Origin of the sequence: Amycolatopsis sp. cg9 (assembly GCF_041346945.1) — a bacterium.
Lineage (GTDB): Bacteria > Actinomycetota > Actinomycetes > Mycobacteriales > Pseudonocardiaceae > Amycolatopsis.
In genome coordinates this window covers 5,697,779-5,718,521 of the sequence record NZ_CP166850.1, presented here as the reverse complement: position 1 = coordinate 5,718,521, position 20,743 = coordinate 5,697,779, and the positions used below count along the sequence as shown (strand labels likewise).

The 20,743-nt window shown below is 71.8% G+C and carries 14 protein-coding genes, 1 pseudogene and 1 riboswitch; of the genes and pseudogenes, 7 read left to right on the top strand and 8 right to left on the bottom strand.

Features of this window, described 5'->3' with window-relative positions:
• Positions 1-8 precede the first annotated feature (8 nt).
• The 3 genes from AB5J73_RS27270 to fxsT are packed head-to-tail and all read left to right on the top strand — an operon-like array spanning position 9 to position 4,659.
• Positions 9-746, top strand: a complete 738-nt coding sequence (locus tag AB5J73_RS27270) for an NUDIX domain-containing protein (RefSeq protein ID WP_370961506.1) — start codon at positions 9-11, stop codon at positions 744-746.
• On the top strand, positions 743-1,483 hold the full coding sequence (locus AB5J73_RS27265; RefSeq protein WP_370961505.1) for a purine phosphorylase: 741 nt from the start codon (positions 743-745) through the stop codon (positions 1,481-1,483). The genes AB5J73_RS27270 and AB5J73_RS27265 overlap by 4 nt, the downstream gene beginning before the upstream one ends.
• The gene (gene fxsT, locus AB5J73_RS27260) at positions 1,480-4,659 is read left to right on the top strand and encodes an FxSxx-COOH system tetratricopeptide repeat protein (RefSeq protein ID WP_370961504.1); all 3,180 of its coding nucleotides are present in this window, start codon (positions 1,480-1,482) and stop codon (positions 4,657-4,659) included. Before AB5J73_RS27265 ends, fxsT begins: the two co-directional genes overlap by 4 nt.
• Here the strand turns inward: fxsT and AB5J73_RS27255 are convergent.
• Genes AB5J73_RS27255 through AB5J73_RS27220 form a run of 8 tightly spaced genes read right to left on the bottom strand, consistent with a single transcriptional unit; the run spans position 4,643 to position 14,431 of the window.
• Positions 4,643-5,254, bottom strand: coding sequence for a TetR/AcrR family transcriptional regulator (locus tag AB5J73_RS27255; protein WP_370961503.1), 612 nt, complete (start codon positions 5,252-5,254; stop codon positions 4,643-4,645). The genes fxsT and AB5J73_RS27255 overlap by 17 nt on opposite strands.
• On the bottom strand, positions 5,251-6,084 hold the full coding sequence (locus tag AB5J73_RS27250) for an SDR family oxidoreductase (RefSeq protein ID WP_370961502.1): 834 nt from the start codon (positions 6,082-6,084) through the stop codon (positions 5,251-5,253). The genes AB5J73_RS27255 and AB5J73_RS27250 overlap by 4 nt, the downstream gene beginning before the upstream one ends.
• 10 nt (positions 6,085-6,094) lie before the next feature.
• Entirely contained in the window at positions 6,095-7,261 is a 1,167-nt protein-coding gene (locus AB5J73_RS27245; protein ID WP_370961501.1) for an acyl-CoA dehydrogenase family protein, read from the bottom strand.
• Entirely contained in the window at positions 7,258-9,207 is a 1,950-nt protein-coding gene (locus AB5J73_RS27240; protein WP_370961500.1) for a biotin carboxylase N-terminal domain-containing protein, read from the bottom strand. Before AB5J73_RS27240 ends, AB5J73_RS27245 begins: the two co-directional genes overlap by 4 nt.
• A gap of 7 nt (positions 9,208-9,214) precedes the next feature.
• Positions 9,215-10,813 (bottom strand): acyl-CoA carboxylase subunit beta, encoded by a 1,599-nt coding sequence (locus AB5J73_RS27235; RefSeq protein WP_370961499.1) that lies wholly within the window; start codon positions 10,811-10,813, stop codon positions 9,215-9,217.
• Positions 10,810-11,958 carry an acyl-CoA dehydrogenase family protein gene (locus tag AB5J73_RS27230; RefSeq protein WP_370961498.1) on the bottom strand — a complete coding sequence of 383 codons (1,149 nt, stop codon included), beginning with the start codon at positions 11,956-11,958 and terminating at the stop codon, positions 10,810-10,812. Before AB5J73_RS27230 ends, AB5J73_RS27235 begins: the two co-directional genes overlap by 4 nt.
• Positions 11,955-13,643, bottom strand: coding sequence for an acyclic terpene utilization AtuA family protein (locus tag AB5J73_RS27225; protein ID WP_370961497.1), 1,689 nt, complete (start codon positions 13,641-13,643; stop codon positions 11,955-11,957). The genes AB5J73_RS27230 and AB5J73_RS27225 overlap by 4 nt, the downstream gene beginning before the upstream one ends.
• Positions 13,640-14,431, bottom strand: a complete 792-nt coding sequence (locus tag AB5J73_RS27220) for a TIGR03084 family metal-binding protein (protein WP_370961496.1) — start codon at positions 14,429-14,431, stop codon at positions 13,640-13,642. Before AB5J73_RS27220 ends, AB5J73_RS27225 begins: the two co-directional genes overlap by 4 nt.
• 141 nt (positions 14,432-14,572) lie before the next feature.
• Between AB5J73_RS27220 and AB5J73_RS27215 the strand changes: the two genes are divergently transcribed.
• The 4 genes and pseudogenes from AB5J73_RS27215 to AB5J73_RS27200 all read left to right on the top strand — a co-directional run.
• Positions 14,573-15,412, top strand: a complete 840-nt coding sequence (locus AB5J73_RS27215; RefSeq protein ID WP_370961495.1) for an enoyl-CoA hydratase-related protein — start codon at positions 14,573-14,575, stop codon at positions 15,410-15,412.
• Positions 15,409-16,014 carry an acetoacetate decarboxylase family protein gene (locus tag AB5J73_RS27210; RefSeq protein WP_370961494.1) on the top strand — a complete coding sequence of 202 codons (606 nt, stop codon included), beginning with the start codon at positions 15,409-15,411 and terminating at the stop codon, positions 16,012-16,014. Before AB5J73_RS27215 ends, AB5J73_RS27210 begins: the two co-directional genes overlap by 4 nt.
• A 268-nt stretch (positions 16,015-16,282) precedes the next feature.
• Positions 16,283-19,186 carry a ribonucleoside-diphosphate reductase subunit alpha gene (locus AB5J73_RS27205; protein WP_370961493.1) on the top strand — a complete coding sequence of 968 codons (2,904 nt, stop codon included), beginning with the start codon at positions 16,283-16,285 and terminating at the stop codon, positions 19,184-19,186.
• Positions 19,187-19,199: 13 nt separating this feature from the next.
• Positions 19,200-20,276, top strand: a pseudogene (locus tag AB5J73_RS27200) (ribonucleotide-diphosphate reductase subunit beta); the annotation flags it as partial.
• A gap of 244 nt (positions 20,277-20,520) precedes the next feature.
• Positions 20,521-20,718, top strand: a riboswitch (cobalamin riboswitch).
• The last annotated feature ends 25 nt before the right edge of the window (positions 20,719-20,743 follow it).

The window sequence follows — 20,743 nt, the reverse complement described above, 5'->3', positions numbered from 1 at the left end:
CTGGTGCCGTGCCCCAGGAGACGACATGGCAGATCCCGAAGGTCGCGGTCGCCGTCGACCTCGCGATCCTCACCGTCCGCGAAGAGCGGCTGAACATCCTGCTCGTCGAGCGGGCCGAGGAGCCCTACCGCGGGCAGCTGGCGCTCCCCGGCGGGTTCATCGCCACCGAGGACGAGGACATCGACGTCGCCGCGGCCCGCGAGCTGGCCGAGGAGACCGGCCTGGCGTCCGAACGGCTGCATCTGGAACAGTTGCGGACCTACGGCGGGCCGGACCGTGATCCTCGGGGGAGGGTGGTGACCGTGTGCTACCTGGCGCTGGTGCCGGACCTGCCCATCCCGTCGGCGGGCGGGGACGCGCGCGCCGCGCGCTGGGAACCGGTCGCCGACGTCGAACGCGCGGGCGCTCCGGTCGCCTTCGACCACCGGCTGATCATCGCCGACGCGGTCGAGCGGGCGCGCGGCAAACTCGAGTACACGACGCTGGCCGCGGCGTTCTGCGCGGCCGAGTTCACGATCAGCGAGCTGCGGCGCGTCTACGAGATCGTCTGGGGACACCGCCTCGACCACCGCAACTTCCACCGCAAGATCACCGGGGTGGCCGGGTTCCTCGTGCCCACCGGCGACCGCACGACCCGGGACGGCGGCCGGCCCGCCGCGCTCTACCGGCGTGGCCCGGCGACGGTCCTGCACCCGCCGATCCTGCGCGGGCACAACCTGGACGACGCAGAAAGCGAGACCGCGTGAACAGCGTTCCCGAACCCACGATCGTGGTGCTGACCGCGCTGGAGGTGGAGTACGCGGCCGTCCGGGCGCTGCTGGCCGAGCGCCGGGTGGAGACCCACCCGTCGGGCACCCGCTTCGAAGTGGGCCGGCCGCCGCGCGGCCGGGGCTCGGCCGTCGTCGCGCTGACCGGGCAGGGCAACCAGGCGTCCGCCATCCTCGCCGAGCGCGCGATCACCTCGTTCGCGCCGCGGGCGCTGCTGTTCGTCGGCGTCGCCGGGGCCCTGCACGACGACCTCGAGCCCGGCGACGTCGTCGTGGGGACCAAGGTCTACGGCTACCACGGCGGCAAGGACGAGGACGGCGGGTTCCGCGCCCGGCCGCAGGCGTGGGAAATCCCGTACGAGCTCGACCAGATCGCCCGGCACGTCGCGCGCGAAGAGGACTGGTTCCCGGCCGGGCGCCGGCCGCCGGTGCACTTCCGGCCGATCGCCGCCGGGGAGGTCGTGCTCAACTCGCGCACCACCCCGCTGGCCGAACAGCTGCGCGCCACCTACGACGACGCCGCCGCGATCGAGATGGAAAGCGCCGGCGTCGCCAAGGCCGGCCACCTCAACCGCGGCCTGCCGGTGGTCGCGATCCGCGGCATCAGCGACAAGGCCGACGGCCACAAGCACGCCGCCGACCAGGCCGGCTGGCAGCCCGTCGCGGCGGCGAACGCGGCGGCCTTCGCCTTCGCCCTCGCGGCCGAACTCCCGTGACCACCACCGTCGTGGTGCTGACCGCGCTGGAGGTGGAATACGCGGCGGTGCGGGCGTTGCTGACCGGCCGCCGGGTGACGACGCACCCCTCGGGCACGCGGTTCGAAGTGGGCGAACCGATCACCGGCGGAGCCACGATCGTCCTCGCGCTCACCGGCCAGGGCAACCAGGGCGCCGCCGTCCTCACCGAACGCGCCATCGCCACCTTCGCGCCCAGCGCGCTGGTGTTCGCCGGCATCGCGGGGGCGCTCCACGACGACCTCGCCCCCGGGGACGTCGTCGTGGCGACCAAGGTCTACGGCTACCACGGCGGCAAGGCCGACGACGACGGCTTCCGGACCCGGCCGCAGGCCTGGGAGATCCCGCACCACCTCGACCAGCTCGCCCGGCACGTCGCCCGGGAGGAGAGCTGGCTCCCGGACTCCCCCGCACCGCGGCCGTCGGTGCACTTCCGGCCGATCGCCGCCGGGGAAGTCGTGCTCGGCTCCCGCACCGCACCGCTGGCCGAACAGCTGCGCACCACCTACGACGACGCCGCCGCGATCGAGCTGGAAAGCGCGGGCGTCGCCAAGGCCGGCCACCTCAACCACGGCTTGCCGGTGCTGACCGTCCGGGGCATCGGCGACGGGGGCGCGCACGCCGCCGCGGCCGCGCACGCCGCCGCGTTCGCGCTGGCCGTCGCCGTCGAAATCCCGGCCCGGCCGGGCGGGGTCACGACGGGCCTGAGCTGGCCGCACCGGTCCGGCGTGGTCCCCGTCCGCGCGGACGGCTTCCAGGACCGCGAAGTCACGTTCGCCGGCACCACGGTGCTGTCCGGGCTGGGCGGCGTCGGCAAGACGCAGCTGGCCGCGGACCTGGCGGAACGCGCGTGGGCCGCCCGCGAAGTCGACCTGCTGGCCTGGATCACGGCGGAGTCCCGTGACGCGCTCCTGACGGCCTACGCACAGCTGGCGAAGACGCTCACCGGCATCGAGGACCCGGACCCCGCGCAGGGCGCGCGCCGCCTCCTGGACTGGCTGGCCACGACCCCGAAGCGCTGGCTGCTGGTGCTCGACGACGTGCAGCACCCCGCTGACCTGCACGGACTCTGGCCACCGCCGGCCGAAGCCGGGCGGGTCGTGCTCACCACCCGGCGGCGCGACGCCGCGTTCGCCGGCGACCGGCGGCGGATCGTCGACGTCGGCCAGTTCACCCTCGCGGAGTCCCGCGCGTACCTGAACCGCAAGCTCGCCGGCCGGCCGCACCTGGCCGACGACGTCGCCGGGCTGGCGGACGACCTCGGGCACCTGCCCCTGGCGCTGGCCCAGGCCACGGCGTACGTCCTCGACCGCGACCTCCCCTGCTCGGCGTACCGGCTGCGGTTCCGGGAGCGCAAGCTGGCCGCGGTCCTGCCCGAGCGGCGCAGCCTCCCCGACGACCACCAGGCGACGGTGACGGCGACCTGGTCCCTGTCGATCGCCCACGCAGACCGTCTCGAACCCGCCCGGCTGGCCGGCCCGCTGCTGCGGTTCGCGAGCGTCCTCGATCCCCACGGCATCCCGTACACCGTGCTCACCGCACCGGCCGTCCTGGACTTCCTGCGCAAAGCCGCCCGGCGGCGGGTGACCCCGGACGACGCCCGCGACGCGCTGGGCTGCCTGCACCGGCTGAACCTCGTCACCCTCGACCCGCAGACGGTCCGCGTCCACGCGCTCGTCCAGCGCGCGGCCCGGGACGACCTGCGCCCGAAGCACCTTTCCCGGATCACGCGGGCCGCCGCGGACGCGCTGGCGCAGGCGTGGCCGGAGATCGAGTCGGACCGGACGCTGGCGCAGGCGTTGCGGCGCGGCACTTTCGCGCTGCAGGCCACCGGTGACGTCGAGCAGCTCTGGCGCCGGGGGTACCACGTGGTGCTGGTCCAAGCGGGCCGGAGTCTCCGCGAGAGCGGGCAGGCCGGGGCGGCGGTCGCGTACTTCCGGCAGTTGTCCCGCACCGCCGCGGACCGGCTCGGCGCGGCCCACCTCGACACCTTGATCGCCCGGCACGACCTGGCGGATTCCGTGGGCACCGCGGGCGATCCGCGGGCGGCGGTGGCCGCGCTGAGCGCCCTGCTGGCCGACCTCGACGCGACGCCGGGGCGGCCGCACCAGCTCACCTTGACCGCCCGCAGCACCCTGGCCCGGTACCTGGGCCAATCGGGGAACTTCGCCGGGGCGGCGGCGGTCTACGAAACCCTGCTCCCGGAACTGGAGCGGGTGCTCGGTCCCGAACACCAGGCCACTTCGGCCACCCGGCTCAACCTGGCCGTCATGCGGGACGGCACCGGTGACTCGGCCGGGGCCATCGCGATGCTGGAGCGTTCCGTCCGGGAGCGCCAGGCCGCGCTCGGGCCGCACCACCCCGACACCCTGACCGCTCGCGGCACGCTGGCCAGCTTGCGGGGCGAGGCGGGGGACGTCGCCGCAGCGGTGGCGGCCTACGAAAACCTGCTGCCGGACCTGCTGCCGGTGCTCGGGCCCGAGCACCCCACGACCCTGATCACCCGCGGGGCGCTCGCCGAGCTGCGCGCCGGCTCCGGCGACCCCGCCGGCCTCGCCGACCTCGAACCCCTGTCGGAGGACCTGCGGCGGGTGCTCGGCCCCGAGCACCCGGTCACGTTGAGCACCCGTTTGAAGCTCGCCTGGTTCCGGGGGATCAGCGGGGATCCGGCAGCGGCCGCGGCGGCGGCCGAAGCGGTGCTCCGGGACCAGCTGCGCGTGCTGGGCCCCGATCACCCCGACACCTTCACCGCTCGGCACCACCTCGCGGCACTGCGGGCGAAGGCCGGCGACCCGGCGGGCGCGGTGGCGGTCGTCGAGGGGATGCTGCCGGACCTGGGCCGTGTGTTCGGGCCCGGGAGCCCGTACGCGCTGACCGCCCGCCACAACCTGGCGCGCTTCCGGAGCTGGGCCGGGGATCCGGCGGGAGCGCTGGCGTCCTCGGCGGACCTCGTACCGGAACTGGACCGCGTTCTCGGGCCGGAGCACCCCACCACGCTGACGGCTCGCCACACCCTCGCCACCCTGCGCGGCGAAACCGGGGACCGGACGGGCGCCGTGGCGGCGCTCGAACTCCTGCTGCCGGACCTGGACCGCGTCCTCGGACCCGAGCACCTCGAAACCACGGGTGCCCGCGAAGACCTCAGGCGCTTCCGGTGACCGCGAGCCGCAGTTCCAGCGCCCGCGCCCACTCCCGCACGATCTGCTTGCGCCGCCGGGTGTCGTCGGTCAGCAGGTTCGCCAGGCCCAGGCCGCGGCCGAGGTCCAGGGTGGCCTGGACCAGTTCGCGCACGCCCGGCCGGGACTCGTCGACGCCCAGGAGTTCCACCGTGACCCGGTGCGCCTCCCGGCCGACCCTCGCCTCCAGCGGGACCAGCACGTCCCGCAGGGCGTCGTCGGTCGCCGCGACCGACCAGAGCTGCAGGGCCGCGCGGAACAGCGGCCCGGTGTAGAGGTTCAGCACCATCTCCACGACGCGCTCGATCCGGGACGCGCCCGTCGGCAGGTCTGCGGCCTGGGCCCGCAGCTCGTCGATCTGCGACTGGCCGAGCAGGTCGACCGCCGCCACCACGAGGTCCTCGCGGGCCGGGAAGTGGTGCTGGGCGGCGCCGCGGGACACGCCGGCCCGCTCGGCGATCCCGGCCACCGTGACGCCGTGCCAGCCGCGCTCGCCGAAGCTGTCGAGCGCGGCCTCGATCAGCCGCCGCCGCGTGGTGCGGCTGCGTTCCTGCTGGGGTTCGCGGACGCCGGTCAAGCCGGGTCCACCCAGAAGTCCAGCTGCAGGTCTTCCTCCGAGCCGCCGATGCGGTACCGCGAGAAGTCCGTGATCCCCTCGCCGCGCAGCACTTCGTCGTCCAGGAAGAAGTTCCCGGTCGCCGCGCCACTCGGCTTGGTGAGGATCGCGTACGCGGCGTCGGCCATGATCTCCGGCGTGCGGCTGCGGTCGGCCAGCTCGGCGCCGACGACGTTGCGGATCGCCGCGGTGTCGATCGTCGTGCGCGGCCACAGCGAGTTGACCGCGACGCCGTCCTTCCTCAGTTCCGCGGCGAGCCCGACGGTCACCAGGCTCATCGAGTACTTCGCGATGCTGTACGCGAGGTGCCCGGCGGTGAACCACTTCTCGTCGAGGCTGATCGGCGGCGACAGCGTCAGGATGTGCGCGTTCGCCGACGCCCGCAGGTGCGGGATGGCCAGTTTGGACAGCAGGAACGTGCCGCGCGCGTTGATGTCCTGCATCAGGTCGTAGCGCTTCATGCTGACCTGCTCGGTCGGCGTCAGGTCGATGGCGCTCGCGTTGTTCACGACGATGTCGATGCCGCCGAACTGCTCGACGGTCTTCGCCACCGCGGCCGCGACACCGTCGTCGTCGCGGACGTCGCCGAGGATCGGCAGCGCGTGCCCGCCGGCCTTCTCGATGGCCTCCGCGGCGGTGTAGATCGTGCCGGGCAGCTTCGGGTGCGGCTCGGCGGTCTTCGCCAGCAGGGCGATGTTCGCGCCGTCCTTCGCCGCCCGGAGCGCGATCGCCTCGCCGATGCCCCGGCTGCCGCCGGACATGATGACGGTCTTGCCGTCCAGAGTGGACATGTCGACCCTCCTAGTAGGACTTGGGCAGGCCGAGGCTGTGCTGGCCGACGAAGTTGAGCACCATCTCGCGGCTGACCGGCGCGATCCGGCCCAGCCGCACCGCCGTGACCAGCGTGCCGAGGCCGTATTCGGTGGCGAGGCCGTTGCCGCCGTGGGTCTGCACGGCCTGGTCGGTCGCGCGGATCGCGACCTCGGCGGCGGCGTACTTGGCCATGTTGGCCGACTCGCCGGCGCCGAAGTCGTCGCCGGAGTCGTAGAGCGACGCCGCCTTCTGCGTCATCAGCTTCGCGAGCTCCAGCTCGATCTTGATCTCGGCCAGCGGGTGCGCGAGCCCCTGGTGGGTGCCGATCGGCGCGCCCCAGACCTGCCGCTCGTTCGCGTAGCCGACGGCCTTGGCCAGCGCGTACCGGGCGATGCCGAGGGAGAACGACGCGCCCATGATGCGTTCCGGGTTGAGGCCGGCGAACAGCTGCGCGATGGCCGCGTCCTCCTCGCCGACCAGCGCCTCGGCCGGGAGCCTGACGTCGTCGAGGAACAGCGAGAACTGGTTCTCCGGCGCGACGATGTCCATCGGGATCTTCGTGTACTCGAAGCCCTCGGTGCCGGTCGGCAGGATGAACAGCGCGGGCTTGAGCTTGCCGGTCTTGGCGTCCTCGGTGCGGCCGACGACGAGCACCGCGTCGGCCTCGTCGACGCCGGAGATGTAGACCTTGCGTCCGCTGAGGACCCAGCCGTCGCCGTCGCGCTTGGCGGTGGTGGTGATCTTGTGCGAGTTCGACCCGGCGTCCGGCTCGGTGATCGCGAAGACCATCCGCTTGCTGCCGTCGGCGATGCCGGGCAGCCACTGCTTCTTCTGCTCTTCGGTGCCGAAGCGGGAGATCACGGTGCCGCAGATGGCCGGCGAGACGACCATGAGCAGCAGCGGCGAGCCCGCGGCGGCGAGCTCTTCGAGCACCGCGGCGAGGTCGGCGATGCCCGCGCCCCCGCCGCCGTACTCCTCGGGGATGTTGACGCCGAGGTAGCCCAGCCGGCCGGCCTCGTCCCACAGCTCGTGGGTCTTCTCGTCCGCGCGGGCCTTGCGCGCGTAGTACTCGTGCCCGTACTTGGCCCCGAGCTCGGCGACGGCCTTGCGGAGCGCGATCCGCTCTTCCGGCTCGATGAAGTTCATGGCGTTCATTCCGCTTCTCCCACCACCGCGAGGATCGTGCCCACTTCGACCTGCTGTCCCACTGTCACCGGCAGTTCCGCCACCACGCCGTCGGCGGGGGCGGCGATCCGGTGTTCCATCTTCATCGCTTCGAGCCACAGCAGCGGATCACCGGCCTTGACCGGATCCCCGGCCTGCACGGCGAGCCGCACGACGGTGCCCGGCATCGGCGCGACCAGCGACCCCGCGGCCAGCGCGGCATCCGGGTCGGCGAACCGCGGCTCGGCCCGGAGCGCCACCGACCCGAGCGCCGAGTCCACGTAGGACACCCCGTCGCGGCGGGCGACGTCGAAGGTGCGCCGCACCCCGGCGACGTCCAGCACGACCCGGCCCGGCGCGGCGCTGACCAGGTCCGCCTCGAACCCCTCGGCCCGCAGGCCGTCCCGGGTGAGCGAGTAGACGACCTCGTGCTCGCGGCCGGCGACGGTGAAGACCTTGCGCTGCCCGGCCGAGCGCACGTTGCGCCAGCCGCTCGGCAGCCTGCCCTGCGTGGTCGCCGACGCGCGGTTGCCCGCCGCGTCCGCCAGCGCCGCGGCCAGCGCGGACAGCCGCTCGGTGTCGGGCGTGGCCAGCGGCGCGGCCAGGGTGTCGAGACCGTGGCGGTCGAAGAACGCCGTGTCGGTCTCCCCGGCGAGGAAGGCTTCGTGCCGCAGGATGTTCACCAGGAGGTCGCGGTTGGTGACGACGCCGTGGACCTTCGCCGCCGCCAAGGCCTTCGCGAGCCGCCGGGCGGCCTCGGCGCGGGTCGGCGCCCAGGTGATCACCTTGGCCAGCATCGGGTCGTAGTGGACGCCCACCACCGAACCGCTCTCGAACCCCGAGTCGAGCCGGAGCCCGGCGCCCTGGGTGAACTGCCGGTCGACGTCCGGTACTTCGAACGTGTGCAGCGTGCCGCTCTGCGGCTGCCAGCCCGCGGCCGGGTCTTCGGCGTAGAGCCGGACCTCGATGGAGTGGCCCACCGCGGGCGGCGGATCGGCCGGGAGGTGCTCGCCCTCGGCGACGCGCAGCTGCAGCGCGACCAGGTCGAGGCCGGTGACGTTCTCGGTCACCGGGTGCTCGACCTGCAACCGCGTGTTCATCTCGAGGAAGTAGAACCGGCCGTCGGGCCCGGCGAGGAACTCGACCGTGCCCGCGCCGACGTAGTCGATCGCCTTGGCGGCCTTGCGCGCGGCGTCGAACAGCTCCGCGCGCAAGGCGTCGTCGACGAACGGCGAAGGCGCTTCTTCGACGACCTTCTGGTGGCGGCGCTGGATCGAGCACTCGCGCTCCCCCACCGCCCACACCGTGCCGTGGGTGTCGGCCAGGACCTGGACCTCGATGTGGCGCCCGGTCTCCAGGTACCGCTCGCAGAAGACGGTCGGGTCACCGAACGCGGACCCGGCCTCCGCACTGGCGCCCTCCACCGCCTCGGCCAGCTCGTCGAGCGAGCGGACCACGCGCATCCCGCGGCCACCACCCCCGGCGGAGGCCTTGACCAGCAGCGGAAGGTCGTCTTCGGTGACCGACGCCGGGTCCAGTTCGGCCAGCACCGGGACCCCCGCGGCGGCCATCAGCCGCTTGGACTCCACTTTGGAGCCCATGGTCTCGATGGCCGCCGGCGGCGGCCCGACCCAGGTCAGCCCCGCGTCGAGCACGGCGCGCGCGAACGCGGCGTTCTCGGACAGGAAGCCGTAACCCGGGTGGACGGCGTCGGCGCCGGTGTCGGCCGCGGCCTTGACCAGCAGCTCGGCCCGCAGGTACGTCTCGCTCGGCGCGTTGCCGGGCAGCCGGACGGCCGCGTCGGCTTCCAGGGCATGGGGCGCGTCGGCATCGGCGTCGGAGAACACCGCCACCGTGCCGATCCCGGCGTCGCGGCAACTGCGGAAGACGCGGCGGGCGATCTCGCCGCGGTTGGCGACCAGCAGGTTCTGGATCATCGCTCACTCACATCCGGAAGACGCCGAAGCCCTCGGCGCCCTTCACTGGTCCATTGTGGATCGCGGACAGGCTCAGCCCCAGCACGGTGCGGGTGTCGCGCGGGTCGATGATGCCGTCGTCGTAGAGCATGCCGGAGAGGAACATCGGCATCGACTCGGCTTCGATCTGGCCTTCCACCATGGCGCGCATGGCCTTGTCGTGCTCCTCGTTGTACTCCTGGCCCCGGCTCTCGGCCGCCGCGCGGGCCACGATGGACAGCACGCCGGCCAGCTGTGCCGGGCCCATCACCGCGGACTTCGCGCTCGGCCAGGCGAACAGGAACCGGGGGTCGTAGGCGCGGCCGCACATCCCGTAGTGCCCGGCGCCGTAGGACGCTCCCATCAGGACGGACAGGTGCGGCACCTTCGAGTTCGAGACGGCGTTGATCATCATCGCGCCGTGCTTGATGATGCCGCTCTGCTCGTACTCCTTGCCGACCATGTAGCCGGTCGTGTTGTGCAGGAACACCAGCGGCGTGTGGATCTGGTTGGCCAGCTGGATGAACTGCGCGGCCTTCTGCGACTCCTCGCCGAACAGCACGCCCTGGGCGTTGGCCAGCACGCCGACCGGGTAGCCGTGGATGCTCGCCCAGCCCGTCACCAGCGAGGAGCCGTAGAGCGGCTTGAACTCGTCGAAGTCGGAGCCGTCGACGACGCGGGCGATCACCTCGCGCGGGTCGAACGGCACCTTGAGGTCGGTCGGCACGATGCCGAGCAGGTCCTCGGCGTCGTACAGCGGCTCGGCGTAGTCCGGCTTCGGCGTGGGGCCCTGCTTGGTCCAGTTCAGCCGCTTGACGATGTTGCGGCCCAGGCGGATCGCGTCCTGCTCGTCGACGGCCAGGTAGTCCGCCAGGCCGGACGTCCGCGCGTGCATTTCGGCGCCGCCGAGCGACTCGTCGTCGGACTCCTCGCCGGTGGCCATCTTGACCAGCGGCGGCCCGCCGAGGAACACCTTGGCGCGTTCCTTGACCATCACGACGTAGTCCGACATGCCCGGCAGGTACGCCCCACCGGCGGTGGAGTTGCCGAAGACCAGCGCGACCGTCGGGCAGCCCGCGGCCGAGGCCCGCGTGATGTCCCGGAAGATCCGGCCGCCGGGGATGAAGATCTCCTTCTGCGTCGGCAGGTCCGCGCCACCCGACTCGACGAGGTTGATCGACGGGAGCCGGTTCTGCGCGGCGATGTCCGCGGCCCGGAAGCTCTTCTTCGTCGTCCAGGGGTTGCTGGCGCCGCCCTTGACCGTCGGGTCGCTCGCCGAGATCAGGCACTCGACGCCTTCGACGACGCCGATGCCGGTCACCAGGCTGGCGCCGACGCGGTAGTCGGTGCCCCACGCGGCCAGCGGCGAGAGCTCCAGGAACGGCGAGTCCTGGTCGAGCAGCAGCTCGATCCGCTCGCGGGCCAGCAGCTTGCCGCGCTTGCGGTGGCGTTCGACGTACTTCTCGCCGCCGCCGGCAACGGCCTTGGCCTGCTCGGCGTCGATCTCGGCGAGCTTCTCCAGCATCGCCTCGCGGTTCGCGCCGAACTCGGCGGCCCGCGTGTCCACTGTGGACCTCAGAGTAGTCACGAGGTGTATCCCAATCGCTTCGCGGCCAGGCCGGTGAGGATCTCGGTGGTGCCGCCGCCGATGCCGAGGATCCGGACGTCGCGGTAGTGGCGCTCCACTTCGGACTCGCGCATGTAGCCGAGCCCGCCGTGCAGCTGGACGGCCTCGTTGACCACCCACTCGGCAGCCTCGACGGCGGTGTTCTTGGCGAAGCAGGCCTCGGCGATGACTTCCTCGCCCGAGACGTGCCGGACCGCGGCCTGCCGGGTGTAGGTCCGCGCCACGTCCACCTTGCGCGCCATCTCGGTGAGCTTGTGCTGCACGACCTGCCGCGAGATGAGCGGCCGGCCGAACGTCTCGCGCAGCCGGCACCAGTCCAGCGTCAGGTCGAGCGCCCGCTGGGCGTGCGCGTACGCCTGCACGGCCAGCGAGAGCCGTTCGGTGACGAACTGGGTGGCGACCTGCGCGAAGCCGCTGTTCTCGGCACCGACCAGGTTCTCGACCGGCACCCGGACGTCCACGTAGGACAACTCGGCGGTGTCGGAGCAGAGCCAGCCCATCTTCTCGAGCTTGCGCGACACGGTGAACCCGGGCGTCCCGCGCTCGACGACGATCAGCGAGAGCCCGTGGGCACCGTCGCCACCGGTGCGCACGACCGTCGTGACGAAGTCGGCGCGGCAGCCGGAGGTGATGTAGGTCTTGGCGCCGTTGATGACGTACTCGTCGCCTTCGCGCACCGCCGTCGTCCGGATCCCGGCGACGTCCGAGCCGCCGTCCGGCTCGGTGACGGCGAGCGAACCGATCTTGTCGCCGGCGAGGGTCGGCCGGACCCAGCGTTCGAGCTGGACGGGGTCGTTCGCCTCGGCGATGTGCGGGACGGCGATGCCGCAGGTGAACAGCGACGCGAAGAGCCCGCCGGACCCGCCCGCGCAGTGCATCTCCTCGGCGACGACCAGCGCGTCGAGGTAGTTGCCGTCGCCGCCGCCGATCTCCTCGGGGAAGGCGACGCCGAGCAGGCCCAGCTCGCCGGCTTTGCGGTGCAGCTCGCGGGGCAGTTCGCCGGCGCGCTCCCAGTCGTCGAGGTGCGGCAGGACTTCCTGCTCGACGAACCTGCGGACGGTCTTGCGCAGCTCGGCGCGTTCGGGCGTCCGGAACGGATCGGTCACAGGAGCACCTCGGGGACGTCGATTTCACGGGAGCGCAGCCATTCGCCGAACGCCTTGGCCTGCGGGTCGAACCGCGCCTGCGACGCGACGCCCTGCCCGAGGATGCCCTCGACGACGAAGTTCACCGCCCGCAGGTTCGGCAGCAGGTACCGCGTCACCGGCAGGTCCGCGGTCTCGGGCAGCAGCAGCTTGAACTCGGCGACGGTGAGCCGGTGCACGAGCCAGCGCCACGCCGCTTCGGAACGCACCCAGACGCCGAGGTTGGCGTTGCCGCCCTTGTCCCCGCTGCGGGCTCCGACGATCGCACCCAGGGGCACGCGGCGCACCGGCCCGTGGTCCAGGGGTTCGGGCAGCGCGGGCTCGTCCACATCGGACAAGTCCTGGGTGGACGTCGAAGGCGCTGTGTCGACCCGCATCCCGTCCGGCAGCACGGCGACGTGCGGCACCTTCCCCGCGGCCACGTAGGCCGCGGTGTAGACCCCGAACGGCGAAGCGTCCGAAGGCGGCGCGGTGACGTGGAAGCCGGGGTAGCTGGCCAGCGCCAGCTCGACCGCGGCCCCGGTGAAGGCCCGCCCGGCCACCTTCGGGTCGGCGTCCTTCACCGCCACGTGCAGCAGGGCGCTCGCGGTCTGCTCGGTGTCGGCGTCCGCGTGGTCGGTGCGCGCGAGGGTCCAGCGGACGTCGGCGGGCGGGTGGTCCTTGAGCGCCGCCTCGAGTTGTTCGCGCACCAGCGCGGCTTTCGCCTCGACGTCGAGTCCGGTGAGGACGAACGTCGTCTCGTTGCGGAACCCGCCGAGGGTGTTCAGCGCGACCTTCAGCGTCGGCGGCGGCGCCTCCCCGCGCACGCCGGAGATGCGGACGCGGTCGGGTCCGTCCTCGGTGAGCGAGAGCGTGTCGAACCGGGTCGTGACGTCCGGCCCGGCGTACCGCGCGCCGGTGATCTCGTACAGCAGCTGGGCGGTGACGGTGCCGGTGTTCACCACGCCCCCGGTGCCGGGGTGCTTGGTGATGACGCTGGAGCCGTCGGCCTCGATCTCGGCGATCGGGAAGCCCGGCACGCCCAGGGAATGCTCGGTGAAGAAGGCGTAGTTGCCGCCGGTGGCCTGCGCGCCGCATTCGATGACGTGCCCGGCCGCGACCGCGCCGGCGAGCGCGTCGAAGTCGTCGCGGGCCCAGCCGTAGTGCGCGGCGGCCGGGCCGACGATCACCGAGGCGTCGGTGACGCGCCCGGTGACGACGACGTCGGCGCCCGCGTTCAGGCACTCGACGATGCCCCAGGCGCCGAGGTAGGCGTTGGCGGTCAACGGTTTCCCGAGTTCGAGCTCCTCGGCGCGCGCGACCAGGTCGTCGCCTTCGACGTGCGCGATCTTCACGTCGAGCCCGAGCTTGGCCGCCAGTTCGCGGAGGGCGTCGGCGAGCCCGGCGGGGTTGAGGCCGCCCGCGTTGGCGACGATCTTCACGCCCTTTTCCCGCGCCAGGCCGAGGTTTTCCTCCATCTGGCGCAGGAACGTCTTGGCGTAGCCGCGGTTGGCGTCCTTCATGCGGTCGCGGCCGAGGATGAGCATGGTCAGCTCGGCCAGGTAGTCGCCGGTCAGGACGTCCAGGGGGCCGCCGGTCAGCATCTCGCGGACCGCGGAGAACCGGTCGCCGTAGAACCCGGACGCGTTGCCGATGCGGTAGGTCATGCGAACTGCCCCGGCTTCCGGCCTTCCCCGGGCGGCCCGGCGAAGGCCTGCGCGATGGTCAGCCACTCTTCGACGTCGGCGCCGTGCGCCACGAGGTCGGTGTCGGCCGGGTGCCGCCGCTGCGTGACGACGAGGCAGAAGCCCAGCGCGCTCCCGGTGAGCTTCTGCTCGGCGTCCTCCGGGCCGAACGCCCAGGTCGTGCCGTCCGGGGCGGCGAGTTCGACGCGGAACTCCCCGGCCGGCGGGGCGAGCGAGTTGACCTTGTAGGCGAAGTCGCGGGTCCGCGTGCCGAAGCGTGCGATGTGCCAGATCCGGGCGGTCGGCTCACGGGTGAGCCCGAGCGCGTCGAAGACGTCCTGGCCGTGCGCCCAGGTCTCCATCAGCCGCGCGGTGGCCATCGAGGCGGCGCTCATCGGCGGGCCGTACCAGGGCACCTTCTGCCCGTCCGGCACGGCCGCGAGGGCTTCGGCCAGTGCCGCGCGCCCGGCACGCCAGTCTTCGAGGATCTCCCGCGGCGGCCGCTCGGCCCCGGCCGCGGCGCCGTCGTCGACGTAGGTCTCCCCCGCCTTGAGCAGCTCCTCGACCTCGGCCTGCCAGTCTTCCGGGTGCGCGGCCGCGATCAGGGCCTTGCGGTCGGTCCAGGCCAGGTGCGCGATCTGGTGCGCGACGGTCCACCGCGCCGCCGGTGTCGCCCGCGCCCAGTCCGACGCCGGCAGGTCCGCCACCACGTCGTCGATCGTCCGTGTCTCCGCGTCGAGATCCCCGAGGATCACGCCGAGATCCGCCATCCGCCGCCTCCTTGCGTCCTGGCGCCCAGCGTCGCACCGGCCGCCGGAAAAATCAAGCACGCCTGATTGTTTCGCCCGGGACGCTGCGGACACACTATTGACATCTTGCCAGTAGTGCCGGTCTGCAATACGTTCGTCGCCATGGCCGACTACGCCGAGATCACCTACGCCGTCGCGGAGCGGATCGCCACGGTGACGCTGAACCGCCCCGGGGCGCGCAACGGCTACACGATCCGGATGGCCGACGAGCTCGGCGACGCGATGGACCGCGCGGACCGCGACGAGGACGTCCGCGTGGTCGTGCTGACCGGCGCGGGCCAGGACTTCTGCGTGGGCGCCGACCTCTCGCAGGGCGGCTTCGACTTCGACCCGTCGACCGGCCCGGACGCGGCGTGGCAGGAACCCGCCGGCCGGTGCTCGAAGCGGATCTTCACGATGAACAAGCCGGTGATCGCGGCGCTGCACGGCGCGGCGGTCGGCGGCGGCGTCACGATCACGCTCTCGTGCGACTACCGGCTCGCCTCGGAGGACTCGCGCTTCGGCTTCGTGTTCACGCGGCGCGGAATCTACCCCGAAGGCGCGTCGGCGTGGTTCCTCCCCCGGCTGGTCGGGATGGGGACCGCGCTGGACTGGATGATCAGCGGCCGGGTGTTCCCCGCGTCCGAAGCTCTCGCAAAGGGCTTGGTGCACCAGGTCTTCCCGAACGGCACCGTGCTCGACGAGGCCTACGCGCTGGCCCGCGAGATCGCCTCGACGACCGCGCCGGTATCGGTCGCGGTGACCCGCCAGCTGCTCTACCGGATGGCGAGCGCGGAATCGCCGTTCCCGGTGCACGAACTCGATTCGAAGCTGATCGGCGGCCTGGGCGCGAGCCCCGACGCCGTCGAGGGCGTCATGTCGTTCCTGCAGAAGCGGCCGCCGGAGTTCGGCATGCGCGTCGACAAGGACCTGCCTTCGTACCTCCCCTGGTTGGACAAATGAGCCTCTACCCCCCGCAGCCCTGGCACCTGACCGCCGACGCGCGCGTCTCGATCTGGCGGGTGCCGCCGTCCCGGCTGCCTTCCCTGCCCCCCGGTGCGGCACCGCTGCTCGTCGCGGGCCAGGCGTCGGTGTTCACGGCGTGGATCGACTACACCCCGCCCGGGCAGCTGGCCTACCACGAGCTGCTGGCCGCGGTGTCGATCAAGGCGCGGCGCGTTTCGTGCTCCATCACGGAGATCTGGGTCGACAGCGAGGCGTCGATGGCCGGCGGGCGCGAGCTGTGGGCGATCCCGAAGGGCCTGGCCACCCTGGACTTCACGAGCGGCCCCACCTTCACCGCGACCGCGGCCACGTCCGGCGACTGGATCGCGACGGCCGCCTTCAAGCGCCGCCCGGGCCTGCCGCTGCGGGTGCCGACGTCGTTCGAGGTGGTCCAGGAGCGCGACGGCCTGCTGCGCACCCCGGTGGGCGCGAAGATCCGCCCGCGCCCGGCGTCGGCGGACTGGAGCTTCAACCCGGACGGCCCGCTGGGCTACCTCGACGGGCGCCGCCCGGTGGCGAGCCTGGAACTCCCGGGCTCGCAGTTGCGCTTCGGCGCCTGAGCGGCCGCGAAAACCTACCCGCGAGACCCTGCGATCGCGCGTTGAAGTGCTTCTCTGGGTGATCACGCAATCCCGTCAGAGTGAACTCGCGACACGCCATCTGGGGGCCCGTGCGGGCAGGCACCCCTACATGTAGTCTCTGGGAACCGGCAGGCCCCAGCGACGGGGAGACCGCTGCGCAAGACCTGCCAAGCAGCCTGGAGAAAGACCTGCGCACGGCCTCGTGAGGCCGTGTGGCGATCCAACGCGCCCAAATTTGGAGACACGCATGTCAGTCGAAACCGGTCAGCGGCCCGCCGCCGCCGACACACCCACCGCGATCCGGGTCATCCGGCGGGACGGCAGCGTGTCGCCGTTCGACGCCGGGAAGATCTCGGTCGCGCTGACGAAGGCGTTCCTCGCGGTCGAGGGCGGCGACGCCGCCGCGTCCTCCCGCGTGCACCACGTCGTCGCGGAGCTGACCCAGCAGGTCGAGACGACGCTGCTGCGCCACGCCGGCCCCGAGACCGCCCTGCACATCGAGCAGATCCAGGACATCGTCGAGCTCGCGCTGATGCGCGGCGAGCACCACAAGGTCGCCCGCGCCTACGTCCTCTACCGCGAGGAGCGCAGCAAGGCCCGCGAGGCCGCCAAGCCCGCCACCACCGAGGCCACGCTGAACGTCAAGGGCACCGACGGCGTGCTGCGCCCGCTCGACTGGGCGCGCGTGTCCCACGTCGTGGGCGAAGCCGTCGCCGGCCTCGAAGACGTCTCCGCGGAGCCGGTGCTGGCCGAGGCCAAGCGCAACCTCTACGACGGCATCAGCGCCGACGAGCTGGCCCTGGCGCAGGTCCTGGCCGCCCGCGTGCTGGTCGAGCAGGAGCCGAACTACTCCTACGTCTCCGCCCGCCTGCTGCTGGACAAGCTGCGCGGCGAGGCGCTGAGCTACCTCGCCGGCAAGCCGCGCCAGGCCAGCCAGGACGAGATGACGGGCGAGTACGCGCCGTACTTCCGCGCCTACCTGCGCCGCGCGGTCGAGCTGGAGCTGGTCGACGCCGAGCTGCTGCGCTTCGACCTGGACAAGATCACCGCCGCGATCCGGCCCGAGCGCGACCTCGACTTCGGGTTCCTCGGCCTGCAGACGCTGTACGACCGGTACTTCCAGCACCACGAGGGCACCCGCTTCGAGCTGCCGCAGGCGTTCTTCATGCGCGTCGCGATGGGGCTCGCCATCCGCGAGGCCGACAAGGAAGCCCGCGCGATCGAGTTCTACGAACTGCTCTCGAGCTTCCACTTCATGGCGTCCACCCCGACGCTGTTCAACTCGGGCACCACGCGCCCGCAGCTGTCGTCCTGCTTCCTGACCACGGTGGACGACGACCTGGACTCGATCTTCCAGGCGTACAAGAACAACGCGCTGCTGGCGAAGTACTCGGGCGGCCTCGGCAACGACTGGACCCCGGTCCGCGGCCTCGGCGCGCACATCAAGGGCACCAACGGCCAGTCGCAGGGCGTCGTGCCGTTCCTCAAGATCGCCAACGACACCGCCGTCGCGGTCAACCAGGGCGGCAAGCGCAAGGGCGCGGCGTGCGCGTACCTCGAGACGTGGCACGTGGACATCGAGGAGTTCCTCGACCTGCGCAAGAACACCGGTGACGACCGCCGGCGCACGCACGACATGAACACCGCGAACTGGGTGCCCGACGAGTTCCTCCGCCGCGTCGAGGCGAACGCCGAGTGGACGCTGTTCTCGCCGAACGAGACCCCGGACCTGCACGACCTCTACGGCAACGAGTTCGCCGCCCGCTACCGCGAGTACGAGGCGAAGGCCGAGCGCGGCGAGATCAAGGTGTTCCGCAAGATCCGCGCGGTGGAGCTGTGGCGCCGCATGCTGACCATGCTGTTCGAGACCGGCCACCCGTGGATCACGTTCAAGGACCCGTGCAACCTGCGCTCGCCGCAGCAGCACGTCGGCGTCGTGCACTCGTCCAACCTGTGCACCGAGATCACGCTGAACACCAACAGCGAAGAGGTCGCGGTCTGCAACCTGGGCTCGGTGAACCTGCTCAAGCACGTCACCCCGTCCGGTCTGGACACCGCGCGGCTCGAGAAGACCGTCCGCACGGCCGTCCGCATGCTGGACAACGTGATCGACATCAACTTCTACACGATCCCGGAGGCGCGCCGCTCCAACCTGCGCCACCGCCCGGTCGGCCTGGGCATCATGGGCTTCCAGGACGCGCTGTTCGAGATCGGCGTCCCCTTCGCGTCCGAAGAGGCCGTGAAGTTCGCCGACGTCTCGATGGAGCACCTCTCCTACTACGCGATCTCGGCGTCGACCGACCTCGCCGAGGAGCGCGGCCAGTACCAGTCGTTCGAGGGATCGCTGTGGAGCAAGGGCATCCTGCCGATCGACTCGCTGCAGCTGCTCATCGACGCCCGCCAGGGTGACGCCCTCGACGTCGACACCTCGTCCACTTTGGACTGGGCGCCGCTGCGCGAGCGGGTCAAGACCGTCGGCATGCGCAACTCCAACGTGATGGCGATCGCGCCGACCGCGACGATCTCCAACATCTCCGGGGTCGGCCAGTCGATCGAGCCGCTGTTCCAGAACCTGTTCGTCAAGTCGAACATGTCCGGCGACTTCACCGTGGTCAACCCGCACCTGGTCCGCTCGCTCAAGCAGCGCGGGCTGTGGGACGAGGTCATGGTCAGCGACCTCAAGTACTTCGACGGCAGCCTCGGCCAGATCGACCGCGTGCCGGACGACCTGAAGGCGCTGTACGCCACGGCGTTCGAGATCGAGTCGAAGTGGATCGTCGACGCCGGTTCGGTGCGCCAGAAGTGGATCGACCAGGCGCAGTCGCTGAACCTGTACATCGCGGCGCCGAGCGGCCGCAAGCTCGACCAGCTGTACCGCTACGCGTGGCACAAGGGCCTCAAGACCACGTACTACCTGCGCGCGCAGTCCGCGACGCACGTGGAGAAGAGCACCCTGCGCGGCACCGACGGCAAGCTGAACGCCGTCTCGGCCACCCCGGCCCCGGCGCCCGCCGCGGCCGTCCCGGCCCCCGCGCCGGCTCCGACGCCCGCGCCCGCCCCGGCGCCGACGCCGGAGCCCGACGTCGACTTCGTCGCCACCGAAGGCGCCGCCTGCCGCATCGACGACCCCGACTGCGAAGCCTGCCAGTAAAGGAACCCCTGCACAGATGACCAACGTGGAGACGACGGACGCGACCGGCCTCGGGGAGATCGAGGTCGGCGCCGCCCGGATCAACGTCGACGACAAGCGCATGATCAACGCGCGCGCCGACGTCAACCAGCTGCTGCCCATGAAGTACAAGTGGGCGTGGGAGAAGTACCTGGCCGGCTGCAACAACCACTGGATGCCGACCGAGGTCGCCATGCAGGCCGACATCGCGCTGTGGAAGTCGCCGGACGGCCTCACCGAGGACGAGCGGCAGATGCTCAAGCGCAACCTGGGCTTCTTCGCGACCGCGGAGTCCCTGGTGGCCAACAACATCGTGCTCGCGGTGTACCGGCAGATCACCAACCCCGAGTGCCGCCAGTACCTGCTGCGCCAGGCGTTCGAGGAAGCCGTGCACACGCACACCTTCCAGTACATCTGCGAGAGCCTCGGCCTGGTCGAGGGCGAGCTGTTCAACATGTACCGCGAGGTCCCGTCCATTTCGGACAAGGACGCGTGGGCGCTGAAGTACACGCAGAACCTGGAGAACCCGGACTTCGAGACCGGTACGCCGGAGGCCGACCAGGCGTTCCTGCGCGACCTCGTCGCGTTCTACGTGATCTTCGAGGGCATGTGGTTCTACACCGGCTTCGCGCAGATCCTGTCGCTGGGCCGCCGGAACAAGATGGTCGGCATCGCCGAGCAGTACCAGTACATCCTGCGCGACGAGTCGATCCACCTGAACTTCGGCATCGACTGCATCAACCAGATCAAGATCGAGAACCCGCACCTGTGGACTCCCGAGTTCCAGGAGGAGGTGCGCGGCATGCTGAAGGAGGCGTGCGAGCTCGAGGTCAACTACGCGCGCGACACGATGCCGCGCGGCATGCTCGGCCTCTCGGCGCAGCTGTGCGAGCAGTACATGCACTTCATCACCGACCGCCGCGCGCAGCAGATCGGCCTCGCCCCGATCTTCGGTGAGACCGAGAACCCGTTCCCGTGGATGTCCGAGGCGATGGACCTGAAGAAGGAGAAGAACTTCTTCGAGACCCGCGTCATCGAGTACCAGTCGGGCGGCGCCCTCGACTGGGACTGAGTCCCCCGTACTGAGCCCGGTCACGCCGCTGTCGGCGTGGCCGGGCTTTTTCATGCCCGGGGCGTACTTGCGGGCGGCGTCACGACCGGCGGGCGGTTCGGGCCCGCCACTCGCGAGGAGGACTTCACCGGTCCGGCCGCACACCTCGTGCCGGACGCCCGCCTTCGGCCACCGCGGTGCCGATCCGAACCCGGGCTCTCGCCCGGTACCGCCCGCCCGGGCGATGTCCTAGACTCGGCCGCGCCACTGGTTCCCCGGGCCGGGCTGTCGACGTCCCGGGGAGGCAACAGGGAACCCGGTGCGAATCCGGGACTGCCCCGCAGCGGTGAGTGGGAACGAAAGCCGTCAAGAAGCACTGAGCGTGAGCTTGGGAAGCGACGGCCGGTAGGCGCGAGCGGTTCGCCCACGAGTCCGAAGACCTGCCCGTGGTGCGGACGCCGACGGCGTGCGCGAGTCCGGGCCTCGCG